The organism is Hymenobacter mucosus (assembly GCF_900188255.1).
Lineage (GTDB): Bacteria > Bacteroidota > Bacteroidia > Cytophagales > Hymenobacteraceae > Hymenobacter > Hymenobacter mucosus.
Map to the genome: position 1 here is coordinate 75,087 of NZ_FZNS01000003.1, position 14,138 is coordinate 89,224.

Sequence of the window (14,138 nt, forward strand, 5' to 3'; positions counted from 1 at the left end):
TTTCACAAATCTCCCCCTTATGTTTGGCTTAGAGCCTCATGTGCTGTTGCTGCTGCTGGCTTGTCTGGTAGCGGCCTGCGCGTTTGAATTCGTCAACGGTTTCCACGATACGGCCAACGCCGTGGCTACCGTTATTTACACCAATGCCCTGCGGCCCTGGGTAGCGGTAGTGTGGTCGGGCTTCTGGAACTTCATCGGAGTACTCACGGGCGGTATTGCGGTGGCCATGGGCATCGTGTACCTTCTACCGGTAGAAAGCCTGGTCGACCAGAATGTGTACCATGGCATTGCTATGGTTGGGGCGCTGATTATTGCGGCCATCATCTGGAACGTGGGTACCTGGTACTACGGCCTGCCGTCGTCGTCGTCGCACGCCTTAATTGGGTCTATTCTGGGCGTGGGTATTGCCTTCTCCTTACTCCCCGACTCCCACAATGCGGCTATCAACTGGAGCAAGGCTGGCGAAACCATGGCTTCGCTGCTGATTAGCCCCATCTTCGGCTTTTCGCTTACCATCATCATGATGTTCTTGTTAAAGCGCTTCGTGGCGAACAAGGGCATCTTTAAGGAGCCGCACAAGCGCAAGCCCCCACCCATCTGGATTCGCCTGATTCTGATTGCTACCTGCACGCTAGTGAGCTTTTTCCACGGCTCCAACGACGGGCAGAAGGGCGTGGGCCTGATCATGCTGATTTTGATAGGCATTGTGCCCGTGCATTTTGCCCTCAATCAGAAGCTGAATCCCTTAGACATGCGCGACTCCCTCAACAAGGTGGAGACGGTAATGGGCAAAATAAACCCCGCTGGTCTCAGCCAAGCAGACAGCCAACTGCTAGCCGATATCAGGACGCAAACTAATAGCCTCGACCAGATTTTTGCCGGCAAAACCGACGTGAAGCAGCTGCCCGAGTCGGCACGCTTCGAGATTCGCAAAGCCATTTTGCTGCTGAACAACCGCGCCAAGAAACTCACTTCGAGCGACAAGTTACCCCTTAGCACCGTTGACCGCACAACGTTTGAGCAAGGCATTACCGAAATGCGCGCCTTCACCGACTATGCTCCGTGGCAAGTGTCGTTCATGGTGGCCCTGTCGTTGGGCATCGGCACTATGGTTGGCTGGCAGCGTATTGTGAAAACTATTGGCGAGCGAATCGGCAAGGAGCACCTAACTTACGCCCAGGGCGCTTCGTCGGAGCTGATTGCTGCGGCCATGATTGGGGTAAACACCCAGTTTGGTTTGCCGGTATCTACCACCCACGTATTGTCATCGGCCATTGCTGGTTCCATGGTCGCCAACCGTGGCATCAAGAACTTGAACCCGCAGATGGTGCGCAATATTGCCCTGGCCTGGGTGCTTACCTTGCCCGTTACCATGTTCTTGTCAGGAGCTCTGTTTTTGCTGTTCCGAGCTGTACTATAGCTTAGCTCATCTAGTCTTAGAATCATACAAAAAGCCCGCCCCGAAATTCGGGGCGGGCTTTTTGTTTACTCATTTTGAAGCTAGCTCACCAGGTTGGGAAAACGAAGGTATTTTAGCTAATGCCTGCTGGCTAACGGGCTGATTCACTACCAACTTATCCACTTATGCACACTAAATAGTGTGGATAATGTGGATAACTCAGTTAGGCTGGCCACTGTACTTCCAAATCGTCGTTGATAAACACGCCGAAGTTGACAAACTGCAGCTGGTTCTCATCGAAGTATAAGTCAATCATTTCCTTCTCGTAGGAGAGGCGCATCTCGCCCGTGTCCATTTTCTCTACGTCGCTCTGCTCGTGGCCGTGGCGCTTCATGAGGTCCTGAATTTCCTCGGGAGTTTTGCCGTGAATGGCTTCGCCGTACAGCCGGATGCCGGGGTGGTCGGTTTCGATGCAGCTGAGGCGATAGTCGTCTTCCCGGTCGAAGTACAGAGAGTAGCCTTCTTCCAAGTAGTTCCACGCTTGGTGTTCAAACTCGTCATCGTCTTCCGACTCTTCAATCTCCTCGGGCTCGCCCATCAGGGCCCGCACCTCATCCATGGAGGCACCGAACTTGAGCGGACCCATTCCTTTGCCGAGGACGATTTCATTTTCTTCCGTGCTGGCCGCTTGGTTGCTGGATGTTTGCATATGGCTTATGTGAGGAATGGTAAATGGGTAAAAAGGGTGGGAGTAAAGGTAGACAAGGGTTGTCACTTGCCGTAGCGAGTCTCGAATTCAAGCCGCTGGGCAAGGTAAGCGGGATGTTGTTTGGCCTGGTCCCACTTCTGCTTAAAGATGCGGGCAGCTTCCGCTTTTTCCGGATCCTCGGGAGCCCGTGGTAGTTCGTCGCGGCCATGGGCTCCGCTCTGGCCTTTTTTATCAGCCGGAACTGGGCCGTCGTACTTTTTGCCGCCTTTGTGGTTGGCGTAGCGACGCGACCGGGTGAAGCCCATTTGCAAGAACTTTCGGGCCATGTCGGCTCCCACAAAGTCGTTGGCCTCTAAATAAGCCTCAAAGAGCTTATAAATGGTTTCGCTAGACTCCTGTGCCACTTCGGGGGTACGAAAGCGCCAGTGGGGCAGAATCTCCCCTTTATAGGGCTGTACTAGCAGTACCCCCTGCTCGCCTTTACCTACGCGGTACAGTTCCGGGTGCTGCCGGAAATCTACAGTGCGGAAATCAAGCGTGTAATCGAAGGGCATGAGATAAGGGGCCATCACAGGAGGCAAGCCTAGTATACGCCAACACCTACTCTGTGGATATCCCCTGTCAAAAATCAAAAGCTGCTTTGGTGCCCGCCGCTTATCCACACGCCTTGGGCATAACTCGTGGTGCCCGTAAGCTAGCTCAAGTAAAGAAGCCGGAAGCTGCCCCCTACCTGCTCTTACTTTCCAGCTTTGCCCAACTGACTTCCGAAGGGAGAAGGGAGCCGAGCTTTTCCACACAGTTAATAACTTTTTAAATTCTTCTTTTTTAAAATTTCTTTTTGTCTCCTGCCATTAGGGCTGTGTATAAGTGGATAAGAAACGGAGGTTATGCACAGCGGGGATAACATGTGCACAATAACTAGCTTATCCACCGTCTATCAACAGGGTATGTGGATAGTAAGTAGCTGATACAAAGATTCATAACCGAGTTTTTCACAATCCACAGGGGTTCTGCACAAATCCACAATCCACAGCTGTGTATAGGTGTGGATTGTGTGATTATCGGGGGAAAGTTGTCCACCCTTATCCACCGTACTATCCCCACAGTGGCCTCCTGTTACGGGTTGTCACCATCCAAAAAAACTTGTCCGCAAGTTCTCCACGGGTTATCCCCATGTTTCCCCAGTGTTATCCACGGATTATTTCAGCATCAAGCAGATAGGTGGATAACTTATGTGGATTACGATTTTCAAAATCCGAAAAGCGCCCCTGCGTACCCCAATGCAGATTTATGGGTGTGGATATCTAGCTGCACACCCTCCTATATAGTGAGTAATAGGATTATGGATAGAAGGCCGACTAGGACAGCCGACTATCAGCAGAACTACTAGCTGAATGGCTCACGCTGCCCTGCGTTGGATGCAGGATAGTACATGCATTGCCCATGGCTAAACGCAAAAGCGCCCGGCTCCTTCTAAAGGAAGCCGGGCGCTTACGTTCTGCAACGCTGGTACTAAAAGCTGAGCGTTTCTACTTGGTCCCAGTTGGCACGCACCTGAATGGGCTTAGGGAGTAGGTATACGGGCTCTGGCAGCCGCTTAAATTCTGGGTCGCCACCTTGCCAGCGGCCGTCCTGGTTGGCATCAATAAGTACGCGCAATTTGTAGGGCCCCGGCGCGAGATAATCGAAATGGTAGGTAGCCTTGGGGCTGTCTAAGGAAGCCAGCACTTGCCCATTGGCATCAAGGAGCTGCACAATGTAGCGGGTGTACTTCGTGCGAATCGGACCACTTAGGGTGCCGGTAGTAGCTTGCTCGCTCACCCGCAGGCGCAGAGGCTTAATCCCGAGTCGGCGGCCAGTTACGCTCTCAATGGCAGTACTGTCCAGCAGAATGCTAATGGTCTTGCGCGCCTTGGTATTAATTGGGATGGTTAGGGTAGAACGGTCGAGGCTGAGGGCACCATCTTGGGGCAGGCGTAGGGGGCGCTGCTTTACGGAGTCTTCGGTCAGAACGGCAAAAGGCTTGTTGGCCGCAATGCGGATGGGCTCTGTGAATTCAAATTTCACTTGACCTTGGCGGTACACTTCACGCGGAGAGCCCTCTACAGAGTACAGCGCACCGCGGCGGGTAGGCGCCGTGCCCTGAAAGCGAACCGAAATTGTGTCTCGACCGGTATTGCCGGCACTATCGGTGCTTGCCAATAGGTAGCGACCCTCGGCGAGAGCCGCCGTGCGGAACAGAATAGCCGTTCGGCCGCGCTCCGCAAACTGAATGGCATCATTGAGATTGGCCGGGGCCGTTGCAGCACCCAGCGGCGTGATGGTAGCTTTCTCCACACCTTCATTAAAGGATACCCGGAAGTCGGTAGGTCCAGGCTTTTGCCCAGTAACCAAAGCGCGCCGCTGGTCGGGGCGGGTCAGCAGCAGGTTGAGGGAGTCGAGGCCGGGCCGGACTATAATAGGTTCGGGGAGGTAAGCAATCCGTTCGCCGTCCTCGTAGCGGGAACTCTGATTTTTATCGAGAATGGCGAAAATCCTGTAGGAGCCTTCCTTCAGGTTCTGAAACTCGTACGCGCCTGCCTTATCCGTGCGAGCCAGGTAGTAGGGCTTGCCCGTGCGCACAGTGGTGGTATCAGAGGTAGGGTACAGAAGCACTGATGCTTCGCCTACGGGCTGCCCACTCAGAGGCTCAGTAACTAGGCCACGCACCGAACCAGAATCAAGCTGCGCACCTGTGCTAAAGCTGACTACGGCCTTGGCGGCAATGTTGCTTTCGGTAATGTCGCTGATGGAATTGCCGAAGTTGAATGAGTAGGTAGTGTTGGGGGCGAAGGGCTTGTCAAACAGCAGCGTAATTGACGTGCGGTCTTCGCGCACCTTGTACGGGTTGTCGTTGCTGATTAGGGGAGCAATGATGAGGTTCTTCTGCAAGTCTTTCACCTGCACTTGTTCTGAAAAGATCAGTCGCACAGATTGGGCCTTCACGTTGCGGGCGCCGTTAGCCGGGATTGAGCTAACAAGCTTAGGTACTTCCACATCCCGGGGGCCACCTTCCGGCGAGCTGATAGCGGCACAACCTCCCAAACCGGCCGCAGCCGTAAGCAACAGAACTAAACTAGCGCGAGCGGACATTACTGAAATCAAGATGGCGCGAGGAGTATTCCTCAACAAAAGAGCGTACCAAAAACAGGAGAAACGACGAACAGTAGGCGCAGCGTATGCTACCCCAGCCGAAGCTCAGCGAAGGTAGGGCCTACCCTAGATAAGAAGCATGCACGGAATGCGCCCCCCGGCCGCTGGCTACTAGGCCGGCTCCCGCAGCAAAGCTAGCAGCTTGATACTCGGGAGCGTAGCCCCTCCCCTACCCTACTGTGGCAGCAAAGTGTACGTGACACTAGCGTCGGGCCACAACGTAGATCAGACTTGAATACTGTCCATCGTGCTGGGCCGCGTACTGGTTTGACTTGTAGCCAGCTTTTAGCACAGTCAGTAAGCCGCCGCCGCGCTCCGCCCGGTGTTTTTCGCTTAGCATGCTCACATAGTAGGCATCCAGCATCATGGGCAACACCTCACGCACCGTCATTTTGTGCTTTTTGAGGAGTTGGGTCATGGTTTTGGGGCTGAAATGGTACAGATGGCGGGGCACATCGTACGCTGCCCAGTCTTGGCGGTAGTGCTGGGCATCAAGGCTATCTACATTCGGCACCGCAATGATGAGGACGCCATCGGGCTTCAACAAACGGATGAGCTGTTGCAAGGTATCGTTCAGTTCATGAACGTGTTCTAGCACGTGCCACAGCGTGATGGCCTCAAATGAACCAGGTTCAAACGTGAGTAAGCTCTCCATACCGATGGGCTGTCCTACCCGCCGGGAGGCTTCCTCACGGGCCCGCGGGTTAGGCTCTAAGCCTGCTACCTGCCAGCCGCTGGCTTTGGCTGCCGCCAGAAAGTGACCCGTACCGCAACCATAATCTAGGAGCTTGCCTTTGCGCGGCGCTTGCTTATTGAGCAGAGCCACCTTGCGTCGCATGGTGAAAAAGCGGGCCACCTTGTAGGCTTGGTTGATAACCCCTCCTGCCCCGCTGTTGTGCGACACGTATTCCTCGGACTCGTAGTAGCGGCCAATGTTGGCAAAGTCTGGACGAGGATTCGTGAATTGAAAGGAGCACGCCGCGCATTGCTGGATGGCGAAGCTCTCCTTACTTACCGATTTATCCTCAACTACGAGCTTGTTTTGTAGCTCGGTTTTGCCGCACACTGGGCACTTCTCCAGACGTTCGTAAGACACTACGCGTTGACTTAAACATGAGGATGCCGGAAGCAGAAGCAAGACGAAGACGAGGTGAGCAGCACCATTCGCGCGCGTCTTCTGCTTCCGGCGCCTTTCCTAATTTACCGACCAAGGTACACCATCAGCACCGAAACATCGGCGGGGCTCACGCCACTAATGCGCGCGGCTTGCCCCAGCGTTTCGGGCTGTATCTTGAGTAGCTTCTCCCGGGCCTCGTGCGAAAGTGCAGGCATGGCCTTGTAATCGAGGCGGCCCCGGATGGTGAAGTTTTCCAGCTCCTGCACGCGGGCGGCTTGCTGGTGCTCTTTCTCCAAGTACGCCTCATATTTTACCAGAATCTCAGCTTGCTCCAAAGCATCGGGCCGGTACGGCGACAAGGCTAGGGTAAGGCCGGGCAGTACCTGGGCCAGGGCAGCTAAGTCCACATTCGGACGACGAAGCAGATTAACCGCCCGCGTTTTCTCGTGGATGGTAGCCGAGCCTATTTCCGCCAGCCACCCGTTGATTTCCTGTGGTTCAATGGCATATGTCTTCAGCAGCTTGGCCACCTCGGCGGTTTGGGTTTCCTTTTCCCGCACGCGGTCCATACGCTCCTCCGAGGCCAAGCCCAGGGCGTACCCGAGCGGGGTAAGGCGCAAGTCGGCGTTGTCTTGGCGGAGCAGCAAACGGTGCTCGGCACGGCTCGTGAACATGCGGTAAGGCTCGTCGGTGCCTTTGTTTACCAGGTCGTCGATGAGGACACCAATGTAAGCCTCGCTCCGCTTCAGGATGAAGGGTTCCTTACCGTGGACGCGGTTGTGCGCGTTGATACCAGCCATCAGGCCCTGGCAAGCAGCTTCCTCGTAGCCCGTAGTGCCGTTGATCTGGCCCGCGAAGTATAGGTTTTTGATGTGCTTGGTTTCCAGGGTTAGGTGCAGTTGAGTGGGCGGGAAGAAGTCGTACTCAATGGCATAGCCCGGGCGGAACATCTTTGCCTTCTCGAAGCCCGCAATTTTGCGCAGCGCGCGGTATTGCACGTCTTCGGGCAACGAGGAGCTAAACCCGTTTACGTATACTTCCACCGTGCTCCAGCCTTCGGGCTCCACAAAAATCTGGTGGCGGTCCTTGTCGGCGAAGCGGTTGATTTTGTCTTCTACACTGGGGCAGTAGCGCGGCCCCAAACCTTTGATCCGCCCCTGGAACATGGGCGACTTCTCGAAACCCTCCTTCAGGATTTCATGAACCTCCGAGTTGGTGTACGTGATGTAGCAAGGGCGCTGCTTCACTAGCGCCGGCGTGTCGAGGTAGCTGAATTTGCTGGGAATCTCGTCGCCGGGTTGCTCCTCCATTTTGGAGTAGTCCAGGCTGCGACCGTCCACGCGGGGCGGAGTGCCCGTTTTCATACGGCCTGCCTCAAAGCCTAGCTCCTTCAGCTGCTCTGTAATGCCAGTGCTACCGCGCTCAGCAGCCCGGCCGCCGCCGAAGTTCTTCTCGCCAATGTGGATAAGACCGTTGAGAAAGGTGCCGTTGGTGAGTACTACAGCTTTGCCGCGGAACTCAATCCCCAACTGCGTCTTCACTCCCACTACCGTGTCGTTTTCTACGACCAGGCCTAGTACGGCTTCCTGCCAGAAGTCCACGTTCAGAGTTTGCTCTAGGGTCAGGCGCCACTCCTCGGCAAAACGCATGCGGTCCGACTGGGCGCGGGGGCTCCACATGGCAGGGCCCTTCGAGCGGTTCAGCATCCGGAACTGGATCATGGTTTTGTCGGTGATGATGCCCGACTGGCCGCCTAAGGCATCCACCTCGCGCACAATCTGTCCTTTGGCCACCCCGCCCATGGCTGGGTTGCACGACATCTGCGCGATGGTGTTCATGTTCATCGTCACGAGTAAGACCTTGGAGCCCATATTGGCGGCGGCCGCGGCGGCCTCGCATCCGGCGTGGCCGGCTCCTACTACAATAACGTCGTATTCTTCTTGCTGAAACATGGCGGGGTAGGCAGTAGCGCAAAAGCTCCAGCTTTGCGCATCGGTGAACTATAGATCAGCTAGAAGCTGACAGAATCGTTCGGGGGTAACACAGGAAGCGCCTGCAGTCGTTCAATGAAACGCGTAGCTGGAGCTACGCACCGCTTCAAACAGAAAACGCCCGCAAGTGAGCAGGCGTTTCGAAAGAAATCAGATTCAGAAAGGCGGACGCAACACGCTCAACACGTGCACAAAGATAAGCACTCGGCGGCGTTTTTGTTCCAGTTGCTAGGGGCTGGGTCTGCAAAGCACAGTACGCACCCAACACCGAGCTAGCGGCCTCTTCCTACGACAGACTACTGCTGGGCCTCCGTATCGTCCAGAAACTCTGGGGGCCAGGAAGTCAGTAGGTCAGCGGCTTGGGCTGCCACCACGTCCCACGAGAACGGCAGCCAACGGCTCATGGCACTATCGAACACCTCCGTGGCGGCCAAGCACGGAAACAGCTTGTAGTCGAACTTCGGGTAGTTGTGCACCAAGTAACCCGGGTAGTAGTACGCTTTTTGGTGGGCCAAAGCGTGGTTGATTTTCAGCAACATGAGATATTTGCCCAGGCTGTGTTTCCGGTAGCTGGGGTGGTAGAAGTTCATGATGCCGGCAATGCTACGGGCGCCCGTATCAAATATGCCAGCGGCAATAAGCTGGTGGCCGTCGCGCACCTCTAACACAGAAGTTGTAAACACATTGTGCGTGGCCCCCGCTAGCAAAAAGGCTTCTATCGTCTCAGGAGCATCGAAGGTGATGGACGCCCGGTAGAGGGCGTATAGGTCTTCGTACTCCTGGGTAAGGCTGAAAGGGCGCAGGAACACCGAAAACTGCTTGTTGAGGCGCAATAGTCTGCGCTGCTCAGGACCGTAGTGCACATGCTCCAGCACTACTCGCAGCCAATGCACCGTATACAAGTCGTTGTTGATGGGCAAAAACCGACAGGTGAACAAGTCTTGGTGCATCCGGTAGTAGCCCTGGCTTAAGTAGAAATCCAGTGCGTCGCCCCGGAGGATGTGCGTAGGCGAAGGAGTAGCGGCCATGCAAGATGTGCGGAAGAGAGGCTAACGGGCAAAAACTAGAAAAGGGCGAGTTGCTACCCACCTACAGCGGCTTGCCGTGGGGTGCGTGTAGGCGCAAGGTACTGGGTAGTAACATAAAAAACGCCCACTGCACTAGCGGGCGTTTTCGTATAGGCAAAAGGAACAAGGATAGCTCGCTTAGAACGTGCGCAACGACAGGCAGTAGTCCTCTTTCTTGCGCATGGCCGTTTGGCTTAGCAAATCCTTATCAGCGTAGCCAAGCAGGTGGAGCACACCGTGAATCATTACCCGGTGCAACTCATCTACGAACGGCACCCCGAGCTGCACGGCGTTTTCGCGCACGCGCTCCACGGAAATGAAAATGTCGCCCTCGATGATGTCCGAGGTGTCGGCGTTGTCGAAGGTGATGACGTCGGTGTACGTATCGTGGTCGAGGTACTCCATGTTTACCTTATGCAGGTATTCATCGGAGCAGAAGATGTAGGTGAGCTGTACAATCTCGTACTCGTGTACCTCAGCTACACGTTCAACCCAACTGGTCAGCGCTTCCGCGTCGCTCAGTTCGAATTCCACATCTTCAACCAAAAACTCGATACCGTGATTTTCGTGCTCGTGCACGGTATCATCGTCGAACTCCTCGTCGTGGTCGGGGGGCAGCTGGTTCATGCCGGATTATAGGTTTGCGGCAGCCGGTTCGTTTTCGGTACCGTTGATGGACGACGCTTCCTGGGGAGAATTTAAAAGGAAAGTCAGCTGCACATTGCGGCCTTCTTTCTGGAACTCTACTTCGTCGGCCAAGTGACGAATTAAGAAAATACCACGGCCACCGGGATTTTCGAGGTTCTCAGGCGCGGTAGGGTCAATCAGATTCGTATAATCGAACCCTTCGCCCTCGTCCTCTACCTCAAACTTCACCCGGTCCTTGTCCACTTGCAATGAGAGAAAGACATTCTTGTCTTTGTCGAACTTGTTGCCGTGGCGGATAGCGTTATTCACGGCTTCCGTGACGGCGACCATGATATTGCCGTAGATGTCATCCTCAATGTGAAAGGTATCCTTCGAGTTGTCGATGAAACTTTCCACTACGCGGATGTTCTCGACCAGCGACGGAATCTGAATTTTAACCTGCTTCATAGAAAAGTAAGGGGGAAGGCGGCGTAGGGGCGGTAAAAGTAGCTGAACGCTACTTCATTTTCTGAAAATATTCACTTACCTCCCGCTGGTAGTACGGCGTGAGGGCGGGTGGTACAGTACGCAAGAGCTCGGTTTGACGGTTTTGCTGACGCTTGTATTGGTTGAACGCAGGCGGGAAAACCGGCGGACGGTTCTGGGCCGTTTGTGCCTCGCGTTTGTCATCCTGGTCCCGCTCCCGAGCCGATTTCTCGGCTTCCAGTAATCGGGTCAGAATTTGACGCTGGCGCATAATGGTCTGCTCCGTCAGCCGCTTGTTTACGAGGTCGGTTTCGGTTTGTTCCATCATTTTTTTTACGTCGCCGAGGCCGCCGGCTCCATCCTGTCCTTTGCCGTCTTTATTGCTGCCAGGCTTGCCTGCGCCCTGTTTTTGCTGCATACGCTCTAGTTCCTGCATGGCTTGGCGCAGCATCTGTTGCTGGCCGGCCAGCTTGGCTAGCTCCTCACTCATGGCGCGGCCCTGCTTGCCACTTTGCTGCAACTGCTGAATCTGCTGGTTGAGCTGCTGCTGCATACGGCCCAGCTGGCCTTCGCCGGCTGCGCTGCCCTTCTTCTTTTTACGGCCCGACTTGCCCCCGCCCTGTTGCTGCTGGCTCTGGCTTTGGCGCTGCTGCTCTTGCATCTGCTGGAGGGCATCATTGAGCATCAGGGCCAAATTGTTCATGCTGGTCATGGCTAGCTGCTGCGAGCTAGTAGCCCGCCCCACGTTGCGCTGCCGAATTTGGTCGAGGCTTTCGTCCATGCGGCCGTTCATCTCGCCTACCTCACGGGTCACAAATGACTGAATCTGGAAGACTTTTTTGGCCAGGGCGTAGAGAGAATCCTGCACTACCCGGGCGTCGTCCTTGAGCTTGCGCTGGGTTTGGCCGAGCTGCACAAAGCGCGGGTCGCTCTGGTCCACGGTGCGGAATTGCTTCATCAGGTTTTCCTGGTCGAAGGAGAGCTTGATAAGGTTTTCCAGGATGTCGCGCAGGTCGTCAATGTTTTCCTGCTGCTGGTCCGATTCTTCCTCGTTCATCTGCTGCTTCATCTTCTGGGCCATCTGCTGCATTTTCTGCGCGGCCTGCTTCTGGCTCTGGCTAGCTTTCTGGTTCTGGTTTTTGGAAAGCTGTTCCTGGCTGTCCTGCTGCTGGTCGTCTACCTGCTGCTGGTCGTCCTTCATCTCATCGGCCCCGTTTTGGTCGTCGAGTTGCTTATCCAACTCCTTCATGTCTTTCAGGTCCTGCTTCAGTTCATTGAACTGCTGCTGCTGCTCAGCTTGCTTTTCTTTGAGGTCTTGCTGCTTTTGCTGCTGTTGGTTTTTGTCCTGAGGCGCTTCCGGCGAGTTCTTATCGTTCTTCTGCGTTTCCTCGGCCAGCTTTTGCTGCTCCTGGGCTAGCTGCTCTAGCTTTTCCAGGGCCTGATCCTGCTTCTGCTCAAACTGTAGCTGCTTAAACATTTCGAGGGCCCGCTCCAATTCCTTTTGCAAGGTGTTTTCCTTGTTTTCAAGCTGCTGAAGCAGCTTCTGCATTTCGGGCTGGTTTTGGTCCTGCTGCTGTTCCAGTAGCTTCTGTAGCTCCTCGTACAGCTTCTTGGTTTCGGGGTCCAAGAGGCTTTCCATCAGCTTTTGCAGCTCCTTGGCTTTCTCGGCTAGCTCCTCATTTTTCTCGGGGTTGAGCTGGTTCTGCTGCTCTTGGAGCTGCTCAAATTGCTTTTTGAGGTCGTTGAGAGCCTGATCCATCTGCTGCTTCTGGTCCAGCATATCCTTGAGCTGCTTGCGGTCCTGGAAGTTCAGGTCGCGCTTCACCTTCAGCTTATCCTCTGCTTTGGCCAGCTCCCGCTCCATCTTCTTCGACTCCTGCTCCGACTTGCTCATCTGGCTTTGCATAGCTTGGCTTTGGGAAGCTAGCTGCTGGCGCATTTCGGTGCGGGAAGGCAGCCGGAACTCCGCAGCCCGGCTCCGCGCCGACTTGGGGCCGTGCACGCCATCGTTGTCCCATACCTGCACAAAGTACTCCAGCCGGTCGCCGGGCTTTAAGTTGAGCGGGCGCACATCCCACTGGTAGGCATAGCCCTGGCTTGAGCCGCTACCCAAGGGTAAGGCGCGCGTTTGATAAGCCGCATTGGGGTGGGCCTTGCTGAGTACGCGGTAGTGCAGTTGCAGGCGGGAGAGCCCGTAGTCGTCGCGCACGTTGCCTCCTAGAGCAAGGTAGCGCAGGGAGGTCGTATCTTGAAAGCTTTCCAGTGTCACCTCAGGGCCCTGGTCGGGCACCACGGTTAGCTGGTACTGAATAGGGTCGCGGTTGGGGCTAAACTGATTTTGCAGGCGCACCGTGTAGTCTTGGCTACGGGTAGCGCGACGCGTCACCCGAAACAGGTCGTCGTTGGGCTCGGCCGTCAGGGTTTCGGTAGGGTTGCGGAATTGTAGTTGCAACTGGTCGGTAGCCTGGGTGCTGAACTCCCATTGCACGGTGCTGCCTTCGGGTACCGTCAGGTTGCCGGCGTTGCGCAGGGTTTCTGTAGGCTTTCCGATGTAGGCGGGGTAGGTCACGCGCACGGCAAAGTCGCGCAGGTTGGGTCGCTCGCGCACCTTCAGGTCATACTCAGCAGAAGTGACGTCGGCGGCTGTGAGTTGGAAGGCTACATCTTGCTGCACCTGCCGGAACTGATGGCGAAACCGGTTGCCCTGTTCCCGCGTCAGGCGCCGCTCGCGCCCACCGTATACAATGCTGATTTCGTTGGGTAAAGCCTCGCCTTCTACGGCCACATCCAGCGTGAAATCTTCGCCTTTAAAGGCCTTGAGGCTCTTGTTTTCCACCACAAACCGAAACGGCGCGGGTGGGCTGTACTTTTGGTTGTAGTGCAGAATGCGGTTAGTGCCCTGCACAAACAGCGCCGGGTAAATAAGCAGCACGGCTACTACTACGGCGGCCGGAATAGCCACGTACTTCCACAGCGGCCGGGTTTGGGTTTTGATGTCGATGCCCTGGCTGAATTCCATGCCTTGTAGCTGGGCAGCGCGCTGCTCCAGGCTGGCAGCCAAAAGGGCATTTTCCTGGGCTTGCCCCCGGAGCTGCAGGGCATTGAGCAGGCGGTCTTGCACCTGCGGAAACAGCTCCCCTACCCTCCGTGCAGCTTGCTCGTCGGAAAGCATGCGGCGCAGGTTGGTGAGGGCAGCCAGGGGCTGCCAGATCCAGCGGGCAAAGGCGTAGGCCGTCAGGCCCAAGAACCCGAACAGCAATCCTCCCCGCACCCACGTAGGCAGGTAGAGAAAGTATTCGAGCAGGTTGAATACCAGAAACAGGGTGAGCAGTAGCCCGGCGGCCACGAGGGCACCGCGCACTAGCAAACTCAGATAAAACTTACGCTTAAAGGCATCAAGCCGGGCCAGCACGTCGTCTAACGCCCGGGTTGTTGCAGGGTCTTTATCCACTACCATAAATCTGCGGCCATATTCGGACCTGGGAAAGATACGCATTTAGGCCCGGCGGCTGCACGGGTTCACGTTCTTACCCGAACGACGCAGGCCGGG

At 55.6% G+C, this 14,138-nt stretch carries 10 protein-coding genes; 1 reads left to right on the plus strand and 9 read right to left on the minus strand.

The features are described 5' to 3' along the window. The first annotated feature begins 19 nt into the window (after nt 1–19). Nucleotides 20–1,420, plus strand: coding sequence for an inorganic phosphate transporter (locus tag CHB83_RS07510; RefSeq protein ID WP_089332182.1), 1,401 nt, complete (start codon nt 20–22; stop codon nt 1,418–1,420). Nucleotides 1,421–1,622: 202 nt separating this feature from the next. Here CHB83_RS07510 and CHB83_RS07515 read toward each other — a convergent pair whose 3' ends face one another. From CHB83_RS07515 to CHB83_RS07555, 9 genes are all read right to left on the minus strand, one after another. Further along, a complete protein-coding gene (locus CHB83_RS07515) occupies nt 1,623–2,108 on the minus strand; it encodes a hypothetical protein (RefSeq protein WP_055562577.1) in 486 nt (161 codons plus the stop codon). A gap of 62 nt (nt 2,109–2,170) precedes the next feature. Then, nucleotides 2,171–2,662: a DUF4385 domain-containing protein gene (locus CHB83_RS07520; RefSeq protein ID WP_089332183.1), complete on the minus strand. Its 492-nt coding sequence runs from the start codon at nt 2,660–2,662 to the stop codon at nt 2,171–2,173. Between the two features lie 958 nt (nt 2,663–3,620). Continuing rightward, nucleotides 3,621–5,240 carry an Ig-like domain-containing protein gene (locus CHB83_RS07525; RefSeq protein ID WP_089332184.1) on the minus strand — a complete coding sequence of 540 codons (1,620 nt, stop codon included), beginning with the start codon at nt 5,238–5,240 and terminating at the stop codon, nt 3,621–3,623. A gap of 262 nt (nt 5,241–5,502) precedes the next feature. Beyond that, nucleotides 5,503–6,396 (minus strand): class I SAM-dependent methyltransferase, encoded by an 894-nt coding sequence (locus CHB83_RS07530; RefSeq protein ID WP_045688918.1) that lies wholly within the window; start codon nt 6,394–6,396, stop codon nt 5,503–5,505. 104 nt (nt 6,397–6,500) lie between these two features. Further along, nucleotides 6,501–8,369 carry a tRNA uridine-5-carboxymethylaminomethyl(34) synthesis enzyme MnmG gene (gene mnmG / locus CHB83_RS07535; RefSeq protein WP_045688917.1) on the minus strand — a complete coding sequence of 623 codons (1,869 nt, stop codon included), beginning with the start codon at nt 8,367–8,369 and terminating at the stop codon, nt 6,501–6,503. Nucleotides 8,370–8,704: 335 nt separating this feature from the next. Next, nucleotides 8,705–9,436 (minus strand): GNAT family N-acetyltransferase, encoded by a 732-nt coding sequence (locus tag CHB83_RS07540; protein WP_045688916.1) that lies wholly within the window; start codon nt 9,434–9,436, stop codon nt 8,705–8,707. A 177-nt stretch (nt 9,437–9,613) separates the two neighbouring features. Then, entirely contained in the window at nt 9,614–10,102 is a 489-nt protein-coding gene (ybeY, locus tag CHB83_RS07545; RefSeq protein WP_082455542.1) for an rRNA maturation RNase YbeY, read from the minus strand. Nucleotides 10,103–10,108: 6 nt separating this feature from the next. Beyond that, nucleotides 10,109–10,570, minus strand: coding sequence for an ATP-binding protein (locus tag CHB83_RS07550; protein ID WP_045688915.1), 462 nt, complete (start codon nt 10,568–10,570; stop codon nt 10,109–10,111). A gap of 49 nt (nt 10,571–10,619) precedes the next feature. Beyond that, entirely contained in the window at nt 10,620–14,045 is a 3,426-nt protein-coding gene (locus CHB83_RS07555) for a DUF4175 family protein (protein ID WP_089332185.1), read from the minus strand. Nucleotides 14,046–14,138: the final 93 nt, after the last annotated feature.

Coding starts and splice junctions, on each gene's coding strand:
- CHB83_RS07510 (WP_089332182.1), top strand. CDS start 20: ATGTTTGGCTTAGAGCCTCATGTGCTGTTGCTGCTGCTGGCTTGTCTG.
- CHB83_RS07515 (WP_055562577.1), bottom strand. CDS start 2,108: ATGCAAACATCCAGCAACCAAGCGGCCAGCACGGAAGAAAATGAAATC.
- CHB83_RS07520 (WP_089332183.1), bottom strand. CDS start 2,662: ATGCCCTTCGATTACACGCTTGATTTCCGCACTGTAGATTTCCGGCAG.
- CHB83_RS07525 (WP_089332184.1), bottom strand. CDS start 5,240: ATGTCCGCTCGCGCTAGTTTAGTTCTGTTGCTTACGGCTGCGGCCGGT.
- mnmG (WP_045688917.1), bottom strand. CDS start 8,369: ATGTTTCAGCAAGAAGAATACGACGTTATTGTAGTAGGAGCCGGCCAC.
- CHB83_RS07540 (WP_045688916.1), bottom strand. CDS start 9,436: ATGGCCGCTACTCCTTCGCCTACGCACATCCTCCGGGGCGACGCACTG.
- ybeY (WP_082455542.1), bottom strand. CDS start 10,102: ATGAACCAGCTGCCCCCCGACCACGACGAGGAGTTCGACGATGATACC.
- CHB83_RS07550 (WP_045688915.1), bottom strand. CDS start 10,570: ATGAAGCAGGTTAAAATTCAGATTCCGTCGCTGGTCGAGAACATCCGC.
- CHB83_RS07555 (WP_089332185.1), bottom strand. CDS start 14,045: ATGGTAGTGGATAAAGACCCTGCAACAACCCGGGCGTTAGACGACGTG.